This is a genomic window from Helicobacter sp. 11S02629-2, assembly GCF_002272875.1.
In the GTDB taxonomy this organism is placed as follows: Bacteria; Campylobacterota; Campylobacteria; order Campylobacterales; family Helicobacteraceae; genus Helicobacter_I.
On sequence record NZ_MLAN01000002.1, the window covers coordinates 217,620 to 230,730 of the forward strand.

The 13,111-nt window shown below is 36.3% G+C and carries 11 protein-coding genes; all 11 read right to left on the bottom strand.

From position 1 onward, the window contains the following. Positions 1 to 265: 265 nt before the first annotated feature. A complete protein-coding gene (locus BKH40_RS02395) occupies positions 266 to 1,831 on the bottom strand; it encodes a hypothetical protein (RefSeq protein ID WP_095276615.1) in 1,566 nt (521 codons plus the stop codon). Between the two features lie 608 nt (positions 1,832 to 2,439). Beyond that, a complete protein-coding gene (locus BKH40_RS02400; protein WP_095276617.1) occupies positions 2,440 to 4,548 on the bottom strand; it encodes a TadE/TadG family type IV pilus assembly protein in 2,109 nt (702 codons plus the stop codon). Between the two features lie 35 nt (positions 4,549 to 4,583). Then, positions 4,584 to 5,135 carry a tight adherence pilus pseudopilin TadF gene (gene tadF / locus BKH40_RS02405; protein WP_095276620.1) on the bottom strand — a complete coding sequence of 184 codons (552 nt, stop codon included), beginning with the start codon at positions 5,133 to 5,135 and terminating at the stop codon, positions 4,584 to 4,586. Between the two features lie 21 nt (positions 5,136 to 5,156). Beyond that, positions 5,157 to 5,723: a TadE/TadG family type IV pilus assembly protein gene (locus BKH40_RS02410; RefSeq protein ID WP_095276622.1), complete on the bottom strand. Its 567-nt coding sequence runs from the start codon at positions 5,721 to 5,723 to the stop codon at positions 5,157 to 5,159. Beyond that, a complete protein-coding gene (locus BKH40_RS02415; RefSeq protein ID WP_095276625.1) occupies positions 5,720 to 6,745 on the bottom strand; it encodes a hypothetical protein in 1,026 nt (341 codons plus the stop codon). The genes BKH40_RS02410 and BKH40_RS02415 overlap by 4 nt, the downstream gene beginning before the upstream one ends. Before the next feature lie 22 nt (positions 6,746 to 6,767). Then, positions 6,768 to 7,598 carry a type II secretion system F family protein gene (locus BKH40_RS02420; protein WP_095276628.1) on the bottom strand — a complete coding sequence of 277 codons (831 nt, stop codon included), beginning with the start codon at positions 7,596 to 7,598 and terminating at the stop codon, positions 6,768 to 6,770. 1 nt (position 7,599) lies between these two features. Then, positions 7,600 to 8,490 carry a type II secretion system F family protein gene (locus tag BKH40_RS02425; RefSeq protein WP_095276630.1) on the bottom strand — a complete coding sequence of 297 codons (891 nt, stop codon included), beginning with the start codon at positions 8,488 to 8,490 and terminating at the stop codon, positions 7,600 to 7,602. Next, complete coding sequence (locus tag BKH40_RS02430; RefSeq protein ID WP_095276633.1) at positions 8,490 to 9,794, bottom strand: CpaF family protein; 1,305 nt, start codon at positions 9,792 to 9,794, stop codon at positions 8,490 to 8,492. The genes BKH40_RS02425 and BKH40_RS02430 overlap by 1 nt, the downstream gene beginning before the upstream one ends. Continuing rightward, the gene (locus tag BKH40_RS02435; RefSeq protein WP_095276636.1) at positions 9,791 to 10,873 is read right to left on the bottom strand and encodes a hypothetical protein; all 1,083 of its coding nucleotides are present in this window, start codon (positions 10,871 to 10,873) and stop codon (positions 9,791 to 9,793) included. Before BKH40_RS02435 ends, BKH40_RS02430 begins: the two co-directional genes overlap by 4 nt. A gap of 11 nt (positions 10,874 to 10,884) precedes the next feature. Then, positions 10,885 to 12,273 (bottom strand): pilus assembly protein N-terminal domain-containing protein, encoded by a 1,389-nt coding sequence (locus BKH40_RS02440; RefSeq protein ID WP_095276639.1) that lies wholly within the window; start codon positions 12,271 to 12,273, stop codon positions 10,885 to 10,887. After that, a complete protein-coding gene (locus BKH40_RS02445) occupies positions 12,273 to 13,109 on the bottom strand; it encodes a hypothetical protein (protein ID WP_095276642.1) in 837 nt (278 codons plus the stop codon). The genes BKH40_RS02440 and BKH40_RS02445 overlap by 1 nt, the downstream gene beginning before the upstream one ends. Between the last annotated feature and the right edge of the window lie 2 nt (positions 13,110 to 13,111).

The following is a 13,111-nucleotide window of genomic DNA, read 5'->3' on the forward strand; positions in this document are numbered from 1 at the left end:
TAAGTAGTTTAAAGTTAGTTATAAAGATCAAACATACAAAAAGATCTTTATAAACTCTTAGACTACTTTTTAAGTAATGCATCCCACCCACCCAAACCCAAAGAGTTAAGATTTTTAAATAAATAGAATCTTAAATCTTAAATATTTAATTGCCAAATAGATCTAAAGACCTTCTGGCAATGACAAATATTTCAAACACATATAACTCTTACTAACTCATATCAACAACCCTTAAATTAAAGCTTAAGGGTTGTTATCTAATCTCCTAGTTACTTCCAAAGTAGTAGGTATAGTTAAATGAGATATCACTACTAGCTGTATTAGGCATAGTATTTCTAAAGTAGTACTGATACTCTAGTGATACTGCTTGATGCTTACCTATAAAAGCTATAAGCCCAGCTTTAAGAGTAGGCATTAGTGAAGGGGTGTTATTAGCACTTGCCCTACGTCTACGCTCTGCTTCACTTTCTTCATTAGCAGCTGCTATTCGATTTTGTCTTTTAAGTTCATCTAGTTGAGCTGTTACTGCACTTAGTTGAGTTTTAGTACTTTCTAAATCACCTTGAGCCTTAGTTAGATTTGTATTAGCTGTGCCTAACTCAGCTGTTAGATCTGTAACTTGCTGTTTAGCAGCATTTAAAGCTTTTGTTTGTTCTGGAGTTAGCTGACCTGAAGTTGCTTTTAAGGCTGCAACAGTTGTATTTGCTGTATTTAAATCTTCTTGTATCTTAGACTTTTCAGTTGTTAAAGTACTTATTTGACTTTTTAAATCCGGTATGGTTTTATTGTTAGCTGTATCTAGCTGAGACTGTAAAGTATCTGCTCTATCTTGTTGTGTAGTCTTATCGCTATTTGCTTGGTTTAGTTGGTTTTGGAGGCTAGTTAATTGAGAATTTAACCCCGATATCCTAGTGTCTTGCATTTGTTTGATGAGAACGGCTAGATTGTTTATAGTGTCGTTAAGATCCGTGCTTAGAGCTATTGCACGATTACTGGCTGTAGAATTTTCATTGTACGAATTAACATTGTGCCCACCTGTATAATCTGTGGCCAATATTGCTGATGAAGATCCTCCTATACCGCCCATACCGCCTATACCGCCGCCAAATGACCATCCTGTGACTTTTTTTGCAGTAGTCTGTGCAGCAGCTATTTGAGTATTTGCATCTTGAAAGTTACCACTTTTTGCAGAATTATAGGCTTGCTTAGCTAGACTTATTGCACTATTATAATCCGCTCCTTGAACACCACCTGCACTATCTGGTAATGTATAGCCATTAGCAGCTGAATTATCAATCCCATTTATCCTAGCCACAGCAGCCCCAACTACACTATTACCACTAAAGTTTCCTCTTCCATTACTACCACCATCATTAGTTCTTATAGCAACACCAGCACCTAGTATATAACCTAGTTTTATATAGCCTGTACTTCCAAGTTTAAAAGCTTGTATAAAGTCTAAGTTAACTGAGTACTGAGGATTAAAACTAGAAGTACTACCTATAGAGTTAGCTCCTACTCCTATAGTCGCTTGTAAACCTAGCGTGCTAGATCTTGTAGTAGTAAAGATTCCAGTACCTAGTTTTAACTTAGCGTCCAACCCTGCATTAGGAGCTAGATTTACATTAAAGCCCTTATTAGTATTTATATCTAGTCCTGTGCCTACTCCAGCCCCCAGTAAGAACTTAACTCCTCTTATGTCATTATTACTACTAGAGCTTATACTTTCTCTAGAGTGACTACCTCTTTTATGATGGGTAGCAGCCATAGCCACACTACTTAAGCTAGCTATCAAGCTAGTAGCTAGTATTATCTTAGTAACCTTTTTCATCTTTTATCCTTTTTACTTTTAGAATTTAATTACCACTAACTTAGTGAGTTAGAAAATTCTAATTGTTTTTTTTTTTTTTGTATTAAAGGAAGCTTAAAGTGAAAACTTTTATAAAAAATATTTATTAGTTAATATTAAAAATGAAATAAAATTTTACTTTTAGCTATTTTTAGCTCTTTTTCACTTTAAATATTAAAATGATCTTTTACTAAAATAGAAGAAAGAAAGAGAAGGCTTAACTTTTGCATTAATTACAACAAATCAATCTTTTTACTTTTTATGGATTCTTTTTATGAGTTTTTTTATATTTGATTAATAGTGACTGCTGCACTCCTATGATGACGCAAACGCATAACTATTACGTTAGTGACTATGGTCGCCTTCTAGTGTTAAGACAATGTAGAGACTGCTTCATTAATACTACGTGCCTTCTCGCGTTCAGACAATGTAGAGATTACCACGTTAGTGACTATGTCGCCTTTTAGCGTTAAGACAAGATAGAGACTGCTTCATTAATACTACGTGCCTTAGTGTTAAGACATAGCCTTTTTTAGCAAGCCCATCTTACTAGTGAACCTGCTTTTTGGCTCTTAAATCTATTCACAACCCTATCTATTAGTAAATTTACCAAAGCTGTCTTTTACTATCTCATCTTTCATCCGCTTAAGGAAAGAATCTATATCTTTACTTACAAAGATGTTTTCTTTAGGAGTGCACTGCTCCCACACTTCTTTGAATCTCTTTTCCTCATCAATGCCTACACGCTGGGAGTTTTTAGTAAGGTTTACTGGGTATATCTCTACATCAGTGCCTTTTCTTTGCTTTAAGCCTTTTCTTATGATCTGGCACATATTGGCAGTAGCAAGGAAGTATCTATCAACGTCAGTTGAAAGTGCAGTAAAAACTATGATTCTTTGTTTGGTGTTACCACTTCTAGAATCTGCAAGTATCTGGGCTGCCCTTATCAAAGCACCTGAAGGGAGAGTGTTACCATAAGGGCTATCTGTAGCTGCTGGAGTTTGTAACTGATCAGAGGCATAGCCGCCATTTTCTATTTTAAAAGGAATCGTAGCTATGGGTTTTATACTTTGTATGTCTTTAGGAGTAGTAAGTCTTATTAGCGGTTGTTCTACTTGGATAAGCTGGTTTAAGACATAGGGTGCACACAGGGCATTATCAGGTTTTCTAAGTCTAAACTCAAAGAAGTTACACATAGGTCTGCCTTTAGATCTTACTGTTATCTCAGGCTCTTTAGCATCTATTTGAGCTTGAAGCACCTTCATCTCTGCTTCTTTGGACTGGATCTGACTTAAGATGCCCGGCGCAAGTGCTGGATTAGTCTTAACTCTATTATAAACCCGTCTTAAAGCCTCCAAAGTATTAGATATGTTATTAATCTGCTCTCTTATCCTTGCTAGGTTTGGGTCTTCAGGCTTGTTTTTATTTGCCTCTAGTCCTTCTATCTGAAGGATTTGATCATATTTTGGATCATACATCCTAACTAAAGGAAACTCTTTAAGATCAAAGATGCTTTCTACTATCTTTTCTCTATCTATGCTATCTCTATTTTCATAAGAGCCTAAAGTAGGGGCTAGTCCAAAGCTAGCTACGCTATTAACAAAGGAAAAGCCTTTGGCATACTCTCCTGCAACTTGTGCTGGGATCTTGTCTCTAGAAGGTACTTCTAGGAGTTTCATAAGACCGGGCTCATCAACAAATTCTTGACTTAGCTTTATATCAGGTGCACCCATCTTTCTTTTATCGGCAACTATTTTTTTCATAGTAGCCCTCATAATGCTATCATCAGTTGGTGCTTTTGTGAATCTTGACCAGTAGTTCCAGTGCCTTATGCGTTTACTCTCTGCTTGGATTTGTGGATAAAAGAGATAGATTCCATCTTCGTATATGTCTTCATTAGGCCCTACTAGCACATCTTGAGGTAAGTCTCTTCCTAGGATTTGAGAGTGTACTATCCAGGGCACTACTGCAAACTGAGACTTATGAAGCTCATCTAATCCCATAACTGTATTTATAAGACTAGCAGCTATAGTTTGCTGGGCATCTATATACTTAGCCACACCTGTAGGGGGGTTACAAAGCCCAACAGGTATAAGGTTAGCATCTGCCTCACATAAAAGTTTATAAGTCTTAGCATCAAAGTCTACTTGAGACTTATTACCTGCGTTGCTATAGTCCATGATGATTACATAATCGCCTATTGCACCATTATCAACTTTTTCTATTTTAGAGCTTGCTGCTAGTTTAGTGCCTGTGCTAAAACTTTTATCTATAAACTGGCTTAAAAAGCCTTGCTGCTTCATGGATGCACTAACTACTGCGTAAGTTCCAAAAAGGTTTGGGTTTAAAGAGACATCACCCCCACTAGTTTTTGAAGCTGCTTTTTGTATCTCACTTAAGTCGTTTGGATCAAGGGCTTGCTTTCCGTACTCTATTTTTATATCACCTAAGTTAGTATCTTTGCCTACATATAAGCTAACTAGTTTTTGAGTAGCCTTTGTTATAAGGGCTTCATCTTTAGTAGCGCTTGCTACAAGGCTAGCTTCTTTTAGTGCGTCATTAAGCCTTTGTTGCTTACTTAGGTCTATGGATAGATCAAAGCCTACTGCCATAAGACCAAAAAGCAAAGGTAGTAAGATAGCAGTAGTAACTGCTATAACGCCATTTTCGTCTTTTATAAAGGTTGTTTTAGATTCCATATAAATGTCCTTTCATCCCTTTTAAGCGATAAGTTTTATCTTGCATAAACCACAGCAGCTGAAGTCATATCTACTAGGTTTGTTGCTACATTTGTTTTCATATAAAAGTTACTAGTTGGCTTTGCACACACACTTACTCTATACATAGGACTCCACTGGCTAACTGGTGTATAGATGGCTGCTTCTGATAGCGTGTTTATATCAGTGCCTTGTGCACAGACCATGTTACCTCTAGCGTAGGCTTTGGTGTTAGTTGGGATGGCAGTAGTTTTATTAGACTTATCAAACTCTATGCTTTCTATCTTTATAGATAAGTTATCAGCATCCCTAAACATACTCTTAGTAAGATTCCTAGTCATGGTATATATCTCATCAGCTTGGAGTTCATCTAGGGGTTCATTGTTATAAAGCACTGTTCTTTCACGCACTATAGAAGCTAGCGAGTAAGCAAGTCTATCAAGTCGCTGCTTCATTAAAAGCACACTGCCAACATCTGCTATCACCATGATAAGAAGCACAAAAAGCCCAAAAAGCACAGAGGCTTCTATGGTTATAGAGCCTTTTTTTTGCTTAAAAAAGTTTTTCATGAAGTTAGTCCTTTACGTGCTTTAAGTGCTTTGAGTAGTCAAAGCTTTTAGTTTTTCTAGTCTTTCTTTTTCTTCTTTATCAAGGATGGAATCCCTTCTTTCAGAAAAGAAGATATTGCTAGAAGTGATGTATCTTGCCCTTTTGTCAATCCATGCTAGAGGGAAGAGAGGGTTTACGTGATAGCTTAGGTTGTAGATAACTAGGGCATTTTCTTGTGGGCTTCCAGTACAAGAGTTATTAGCTAGCTCTTTTAGATTCCTACAGTATTCTAGTTTTAAAGTAAGCCTTTCGGGTTTTACAAAAGCTAGAAATTGATTTTTCCTAGAATCTAAATACTCTTTATACTTTTCTTCATAGCCTTCTTTATAGTTAAAACTACTTGCATAGCTTGCAGCATTAAAGCCCATATAGCTAATGATAGAGTTTTGATAGATCAAAATAGAAGTCTCTATAATAATCACTATTAATATAAAAAAAGGCAAAAGCAGCATGGCAAACTCTATAGCCGCTACTCCTTTTTGCTCTTTTAAAAACCTAGTGCCTAAAGGCTTTTTTTTGTCAAAAAAGCCTACTAAAAAGTCTTTCATCTTAAAACTTTATCTTTTTGCTTTAAAGGCTCTATACTAATGTCTTTAGGCTCTAAGCTTTGAGTGTCAAGTGCATTTTGAGAAAGCCCATCTTTAGGAATCTCACTTTTAGAAATCAAGTCTTTAGAATCTTGCTTTTTAGATTCTATAAGCTCTTTAGCTCCTTTATCATCTTTACTTTCAGCAACTTTTTCTTCTCTCTTTTCTTCCTTGCTAGCTTGTGCCTTTTTTATCTTTTTAACCCTGACTTTTCCTTTAGTCTTTGGGGGCTCTGGTATCTCAAACTTGCTTACTGCTTCTATCTTGCTGGTCCTTAAAACTCTTATAAGCTTTCTTTGATTACGCGTGATGTGCTCTTTAGTAGCTATCTCTAAGGCCTCTTTATCTTTTTTCTCTTTTACTAAAGCAAGGATAAGATTTGATAAGACAGTTTCATTTTTAGACCCTCTCATATAAAGAGGCATAAGGTAGCTTACTGCGACTTTATAGTCTCTTTTTAAGATATAAAGCATGCCAAGATTAGTATTTATCACTTCATCATCAAGCAAGAACTCTTTTGCTTGCAAGAAGTCTTTTTCTGCTTTATCAAACTCCCTAAGCTTTGCATAGATAACGCCCCTTATATTATAAGCCCTAGCTAAAGTTGGCTTTTTATCTAAGACCATATTTATAGAATCTAGTGCTTCTTTATACCTGCCTAGGGCATCTAAAGTCTTAGCATCTAGCATAAAGGCATCTAGATTTTTGTCATCTTGCAAAAGAGGTTTTAAATAGTAGAGACTAGAATCATAGTCTTTTGCATCATAGTAGTTTTGAGATAGTTTAAGGCGTATCTCTTTAGTGTCTTGCTTTCTAAGCTTTTCTTTATTTATCTCTATGAGTTCGCTATAGCTTTTAGTTGAAAGCAAAATCTTTTCTTTTCTAAACTCATCTTTATATATATCAGTGGTTGAGGCAAAGTTGCTACAGCCATACATTAAGATTCCAATAAATACTAAAAATACCTTGTTGTAAAACCTCATTTAAATATTCCTTTTGTTTTTACTAAAAATTACCCATAACGCGCATAACGCCCGGGGCTGCTATAACTATGATGACTGGGAACATGAAAAAAAGTATCAAAGGCACACTCATCTTTGCAGCAAGCTTTCCGATTATCTCTTCTACTTTTAAAAGCTCACTTTCTCTTATCTCAGCACTTAGCCCCATTAAAGTTTCATATATACCACTTCCATATCTAAGGCTTTGTTTTAAAGTCGCACAAAGCATGCTTATCTCTTGGCTAGGTAGCTCTTTTTGAAGTTCATCTAAGGCTACTTCAAGCCCACTTACTTCAGTTTTAGCTATAAGCTTGTTTAAAAAAGGTAAAAAGGCCTTATTAACTTGCTCTATAGACCCTCTTAAAAAGACTATGGACTGCTCTATACTCATGCCGCTTTGAACACAAATGGCTAGCAAGTCTACAAACATAGGTATATCTTTGCCTATCTTTGTTACCCTGCTTTGGACTATATACTTAGCTATATAGCTAGGGGCTAAGACAAAAAATATAATCGCTAAAATGCCTATGATGCCTAGTGTGCTTTGTGCAAGCTTTAAGTTAAAAAGGGCATTGATGATATAAAAAAAGACAAAAACTAAGATTCCATATAAAAGCTTAGAGACTATATTTTTATCCATCTTGCTTAGATAAGAAAGCACTGGGTCGCTTTTTTCTAAAATCTCTTGGGCGTTATTAATCTTAGCTTTTACCTGCTTTTTATAAGCATAGTCTATGAAGGCTTTTTGTCTTTTTGTAAGAAGCTGCCTTTTTAACAAAAGATAAAAAAGAGAGCCAAAGACAACTATAAAAACTACGTATAACAAAGGACTCATCTCAAATCTTCCTCATTAAAAAAAGTATGATTAAAACACCTAAAAACTCACTTCCTAAAAAGTAGTAAAGGATGTATCTACCTTCATCGTTGTGCATAACAAAGTCAAAGTTTTCTGGGCTTATAAACTTCATCAAGAATAAGAATATAAAAGGGATGGCAGCTGTGATTTTAGAACTCATCCTAGCTTCACTTGTCATTGCATTTTTCTTTTTTTCTATGGCTTTTGCTCTCTGATTAGCCATGCTTAAGCGTCCTAGGATCTCTTTTAGTCTAGCTCCACTTTGGAGGGATACTAAAAGCGAGGTTAGAAAAAAGTAGTAGCTTTTAAAAGGAAGGCGCTTATAGCTTGCTTCAAATATACGCGCTGGGTCATCTCCTACATTCAAGCCTTTAGATATGGTAGAAAACTCCTGCTTTAAAACACCATGTATCTGCATCTCTGCATCTTTTAAGGCTTGGCTTATATTATTACCTGAGCTTATAGCGCCATTTATTAAAACTAAGGCTTCTGGGAAGGTGTTTTCATAATCTTTTATAACAGCTTTAAGATAAAAAGTGCGCGCTAAGTAAGCCCCAAAGATAACAGCGACTACTAAGACTAAAAGCTTATTAAAGTTTAAAAAGACAGCATTTGCCACATAAAAAGCTATGATGCTAATAATTAATATTATTATCCCCTTGCTTTTAAACCCGCTACCTTTTTCATACACTCCTTTAAAAAAAGCACTTAAGTAGTCTTGTAAGACTAACTTTAGTCTTTTAGTATCCATGGATTTATGTGAGTTAAGGTTTATAAACTTTTTCATAGCTGCAAGATTCCTAGCACTTATCACAGCACTTACTAGTAAGAAAATCCCAAAAAGTCCAGTTAGCAAAAAAAGAGCATCCATTAGCTAGCCTTTTTATCACTAGCAGATTCTAAAGTCTTATCAAGCAACTCTTTTACGCCAAACATGATGGCGTTTTTCTCTAAGGCAGAATCTTTTGGCAAACCATGACAGTGATAGCTTCCTACTATCTTGTTATCTTTATCTCTTTTTATATCTGGTACAAACTCAAATATATCTTTTAAGATAATAGACCCACTATCTTCCATGCCTATTATCTCAGTTACTTTTATAACCTTTCTACTACCATCATTTAGCCTTGCAATTTGCACTATTAGATTAACCGCTGAGGCGATGTTGTATCTAATGGCATTAAGTGGTAACTCAAAGCCTGCCATCATGACTAGGTTTTCTAGCCTTGATATAGCATCACGTGGTGAGTTAGCATGCACTGTGGTCATAGAGCCATCATGCCCTGTGTTCATAGCTTGAAGCATCTCAAAGGCTTCTCCACCCCTACACTCTCCGACTATGATTCTATCTGGACGCATACGTAAAGCGTTTATGACTAGGTCTCTCATAGTTACTTGTCCACTTTTTTCAACCCCTGCCATACGAGTTTCAAGGCGTACTAAGTGAGGCTGCTTTATCTTAAGTTCGGCTGCATCTTCTAAGGTAACTATCCTTTCATCGTTGCTTATATGTTGGGAGAGGGCATTTAAAAGTGTGGTTTTACCACTACCAGTTCCCCCACTTACTACTATGTTGCATCTTGAGTAGGCAGCTATCATGAGGATTTGGACTATCTCACGTGACATAGAGCCAAACTGGGCTAACTCTTCTAAACTCTTAGAGCTATTATTAAACTTTCTAATTGATATACTTGTGCCATCAATGGCAATTGGCCTTATAACTACATTAAGCCTTGAGCCATCAGGCATCCTAGCATCAACTAAGGGTTGCCCATCATCTATACGCCTTCCCATCTTAGCTACAAGACGCTTAGCTATATCAGTTAGCTGGTCGTTATCTATAAAGGTCTCTTTTGCTTTTGTAAGTTTTCCTTTTGTTTCTATATAAATATTTTCTGGGCCATTAACTAAGATATCGCTTATATCTGGGTCTTCCATAAGTGCACGCAAAGGCCCAAGTCCCATAACCTCATCACTTATAGCCTCAGCAAAGCTACTTAAGTCTTGCAAGCTTAGATAAAGCTTTTTGCTTGCGGCTACTTTTTGTATAACCTTGGTTATCTCCCTTATTAAAAGGTCTCTATTATCTATTATAGATTCTATTTTATCTAGGTCTATCTCGCCTAAAGTAGCTATCCTTATCTCACCTAAGAGTTTTTTAGCATCTGTTTTCATTTAACCCTCCTAAAAAGCTTTAAGCCTTTAGATTTTATATCACCTACTAGTTTGTTGGTGACTTCATTAATAGCATTTTGAAGCTTTGTGCTAGGAGAAAACTTAAACTCATTAAGCCTGCTTTGATAAGGAAGCACTAAGTCGACTTTAGATTCTAAAAACTCTTCTATCTTTGTTATATCAAGAGAGTCTCCACAAGCAAAGCCAGACTTATTAAGACAGATAAGTAGCTTTTTTGCACCTTGATTAATGCTTGCTAAGAAGTTATTAGCCCTCAAGATCTCTTTAGCCTTTCTAATAGAACTAAGTGTGGAATCTAAAACCAAAACACAAGAATCTGAGCTATTTAATATACTTTCTATCTCGTCTTTATTTAAGCCCTGCACTGAGTGATCAAAGACTACAAAGTTAAACTTCCTAAAAAGCTCTGCTTCAAAGTTATAAGCCTCTTCTCTACTTTCTTTATATAAAGAAAGTTCATCATCTTTGATATCACTTGCTTCAAAGTTGCGTCCTGAAAGAAGGTCAAGATTAAAGCTAGAATCTGCTCCTTGCACACAAAGGACTTTATTTTTATAACGCTTATAGATATTGCTAGCTAGGGCGTAAGCTATACTTGAAGCACCAGCGCCCCCTTTTGTGCCAAGTACACTTATTTTGATAAAGCCAGCATAGGCGTTCATGCTTTGATAGTTAGATATCTGTTCATATACTAGATTAAGCTGGGAGGCAAAGTGTAGATAAAAGATGTTCTTTTTTAAAAACTCTTGATATATCGTTATAGAGTCATTATCACCTAAGATAACACAAGGAAGATTAGTTGGTAAAAGCTTGCAGATTATATGTATATAGTCTTCAACTTCTCTTTCTATAACCAAGCAGTCAACTACTACTGCTTGTATATTTTTAGGTATAGAATCTGGTGCTAGGTTGAATATATCTCCTTTTAAGCTAATCGCACTTAGCCCCTTTAAGCTTAAGTGCTCTACTATCAAAGCAAGCCTATTAGTATCTTTACTTATAACTAAAACCTTACTTTCTTTAGAATCTTTTTCTTTGCTAAAAAATGAAAAGTCCATCTTTATCCTCCTTACTTTATAAACCCGACATTAGCCACAAAAGTATCTATGTCTCTTTTAGCTAGGCCGCCTTCGTTGTAATCAGGTATATTTAAAAAAGAGCTTCCTAGTCCACGGATAGCAGCTTGGGGTATGTAGATATAGTCTTCAGTTAGAGGGTTTACCAAACTTACTGTTACTATGATGATAAGTTCGTTTTTAGTTCGCTGAATATTTGGCTTTCTAAAGACTGAGCCTATGACTGGTATGTCTCCTAAAAAAGGTATGGATTTAACATTTTCCACATCCCTTTCATCTAGTAAGCCCCCTAGTATAAAGCTAGCCCCATCATGAAGTTCTATAACGCTTTGTGCTTTACGCTTTTTTATATTTGCCGCACTTGCACCATTTTTTTCAACTAAACTTTGGATGTTACTTACTTCTTGGGCTATTGAAACTACTATCTTATCTTTGCTATAAACCTTAGGCTGTATAGTTAAAGAAACACCATAATCTACTGGGGTACCAGGACTTGCTACTGGCTGACCTGTAACTGTAACTGTGTTAGTAATAGGTGTAAACTGAGAAGTTACTTGAAAGTTTGCACTTTCTCCACTTATGACTGAAAGGTTAGGGCGGGCTAGGATTCTAGCTATTTGCTCATCTTTTAGCATGTCTACTACTGCTTGGATGTTTATCTGTCCTTGCTGCTGTCCAAGGATTGGTATAGTTAGCTGACCGCCATTTATATCAACACCTAGCTTATCAGCGATTATCTTTTCAACATCAGCGACTATTACTTTAATATTTACCTGTCTTGAAGGAGGGACTATAAGTCTATCTACTAAGTCATCAACCTTAAGGCGTGCTAAAAAGTCTAGGTTTATAACCCCACCAGCACCAGCTGAAGCACCACCTCCGCCTGCACCTTGAGTAGAAGTAGCATCACCAGTTTGACGTCTTACTGGCTCTATCCTTTTTGTAAGCCCAAGTCCTACTGCTGCCATGTTAAAAGCTAGGTCGCGGCTTCCTTCATCTGGGACATTACCACTTATGATATAGCCTTCTTTCCCGGGGATAGCTAGCTTTTCTAGCTTTATAGAACTTCCTTCTATCTTAGATTCTATAAGGGCTTCAAGCTCTTTAGTATTAGCTTTTTGGCTATCTACTGTTACGCTTAAAGCTTGTAGTAACTTACCATTACTCCCATATATCTCAACATCACCAAAGCCTACATCTTTGGCATAAATCATCACTTTATTATTAGAGATGATGGCGTAGTTTAAAACCTTACCATTTGATGCAAAGACTGAAGCAACACTGCTTGGGGATTCAAAAACTCTAGATTCCCCACTTTTCATTACTATCTTTTCTGCAAATAAAAATGCTGTTAGTAAAACTATCACGCTAAGTATTTTCATTATTCGCCCCTAAATTCTTTTATAAAGTCTTTTGAAAGTACTTGCTGTGTTGAGTAGTATTTTTCATTAGCACTGATTGACTTGTGTGCTTTGCCAGAGTTGGCTGGGAAAAAGTAAAAGTTGCCTAAAGATTCCACAGCATAGACTTGCTGTATCTCTTTTGGGTCTAGGGCTATAGATATATAGCCTTTAGGCAAGATGATAGGCTGACCATTAGCAGCAATATGCGTAACTTCAGGACTATGTTTTATATACTGCACTTGTTTATTAGCAAACATCAAAGCAAGGTTAGTGTTATTAGCCTCTTCTTTACTTTGAAAGTTAGTGCCTTCTTCTTTTTTAGAAACTATGCCCGTTTCTTTTCTTGGCGCTTTAGTCTCATACCTAAAGTAAACATCTACTTTATCCCCACTATCTAAAGAGCTTAGCATCCTATACTCCCTGTCATAAAGTGGGAACTGGAAAGAAAGCTTGCCTGCTGGAAGATTAGTGCTAGCAGCTTTTGGCTTATATATATCATCATAGTGCAAGACATAGTCTTTAGCAAAGTTGCCTTTAAGTATGGTGTTAGCCGCATAGCTTGCAGGCCTATCTAAGATGGCATCTTTTAAGGTATTAAAGTCATACTCTATAGTCTTAGTCTGCAAGTCACTACTTTCTATAAGCTCACCTTCTTTCATGTCTCTAGTTAGGGCTAAAACATTAACCATCCTTACTTTATCCTTGGTTGAAGCTTCACTTTCTGCTTTTGCTTGAGTGTTAGTACTTACAAGCAACCCAGATAAGGAAACTAAAAGTATTATGAAAGATAGACCTATTAATACTCTATTACCCATTA

What these genes read in the sequence shown, in the direction of transcription:
- BKH40_RS02410 (WP_095276622.1), bottom strand. Translation starts at nt 5,723, where the DNA reads ATGAAAGACTTTTTAGTAGGCTTTTTTGACAAAAAAAAGCCTTTAGGC.
- tadF (WP_095276620.1), bottom strand. Translation starts at nt 5,135, where the DNA reads ATGAAAAACTTTTTTAAGCAAAAAAAAGGCTCTATAACCATAGAAGCC.
- BKH40_RS02415 (WP_095276625.1), bottom strand. Translation starts at nt 6,745, where the DNA reads ATGAGGTTTTACAACAAGGTATTTTTAGTATTTATTGGAATCTTAATG.
- BKH40_RS02435 (WP_095276636.1), bottom strand. Translation starts at nt 10,873, where the DNA reads ATGGACTTTTCATTTTTTAGCAAAGAAAAAGATTCTAAAGAAAGTAAG.
- BKH40_RS02440 (WP_095276639.1), bottom strand. Translation starts at nt 12,273, where the DNA reads ATGAAAATACTTAGCGTGATAGTTTTACTAACAGCATTTTTATTTGCA.
- BKH40_RS02395 (WP_095276615.1), bottom strand. Translation starts at nt 1,831, where the DNA reads ATGAAAAAGGTTACTAAGATAATACTAGCTACTAGCTTGATAGCTAGC.
- BKH40_RS02400 (WP_095276617.1), bottom strand. Translation starts at nt 4,548, where the DNA reads ATGGAATCTAAAACAACCTTTATAAAAGACGAAAATGGCGTTATAGCA.
- BKH40_RS02445 (WP_095276642.1), bottom strand. Translation starts at nt 13,109, where the DNA reads ATGGGTAATAGAGTATTAATAGGTCTATCTTTCATAATACTTTTAGTT.
- BKH40_RS02430 (WP_095276633.1), bottom strand. Translation starts at nt 9,794, where the DNA reads ATGAAAACAGATGCTAAAAAACTCTTAGGTGAGATAAGGATAGCTACT.
- BKH40_RS02425 (WP_095276630.1), bottom strand. Translation starts at nt 8,490, where the DNA reads ATGGATGCTCTTTTTTTGCTAACTGGACTTTTTGGGATTTTCTTACTA.
- BKH40_RS02420 (WP_095276628.1), bottom strand. Translation starts at nt 7,598, where the DNA reads ATGAGTCCTTTGTTATACGTAGTTTTTATAGTTGTCTTTGGCTCTCTT.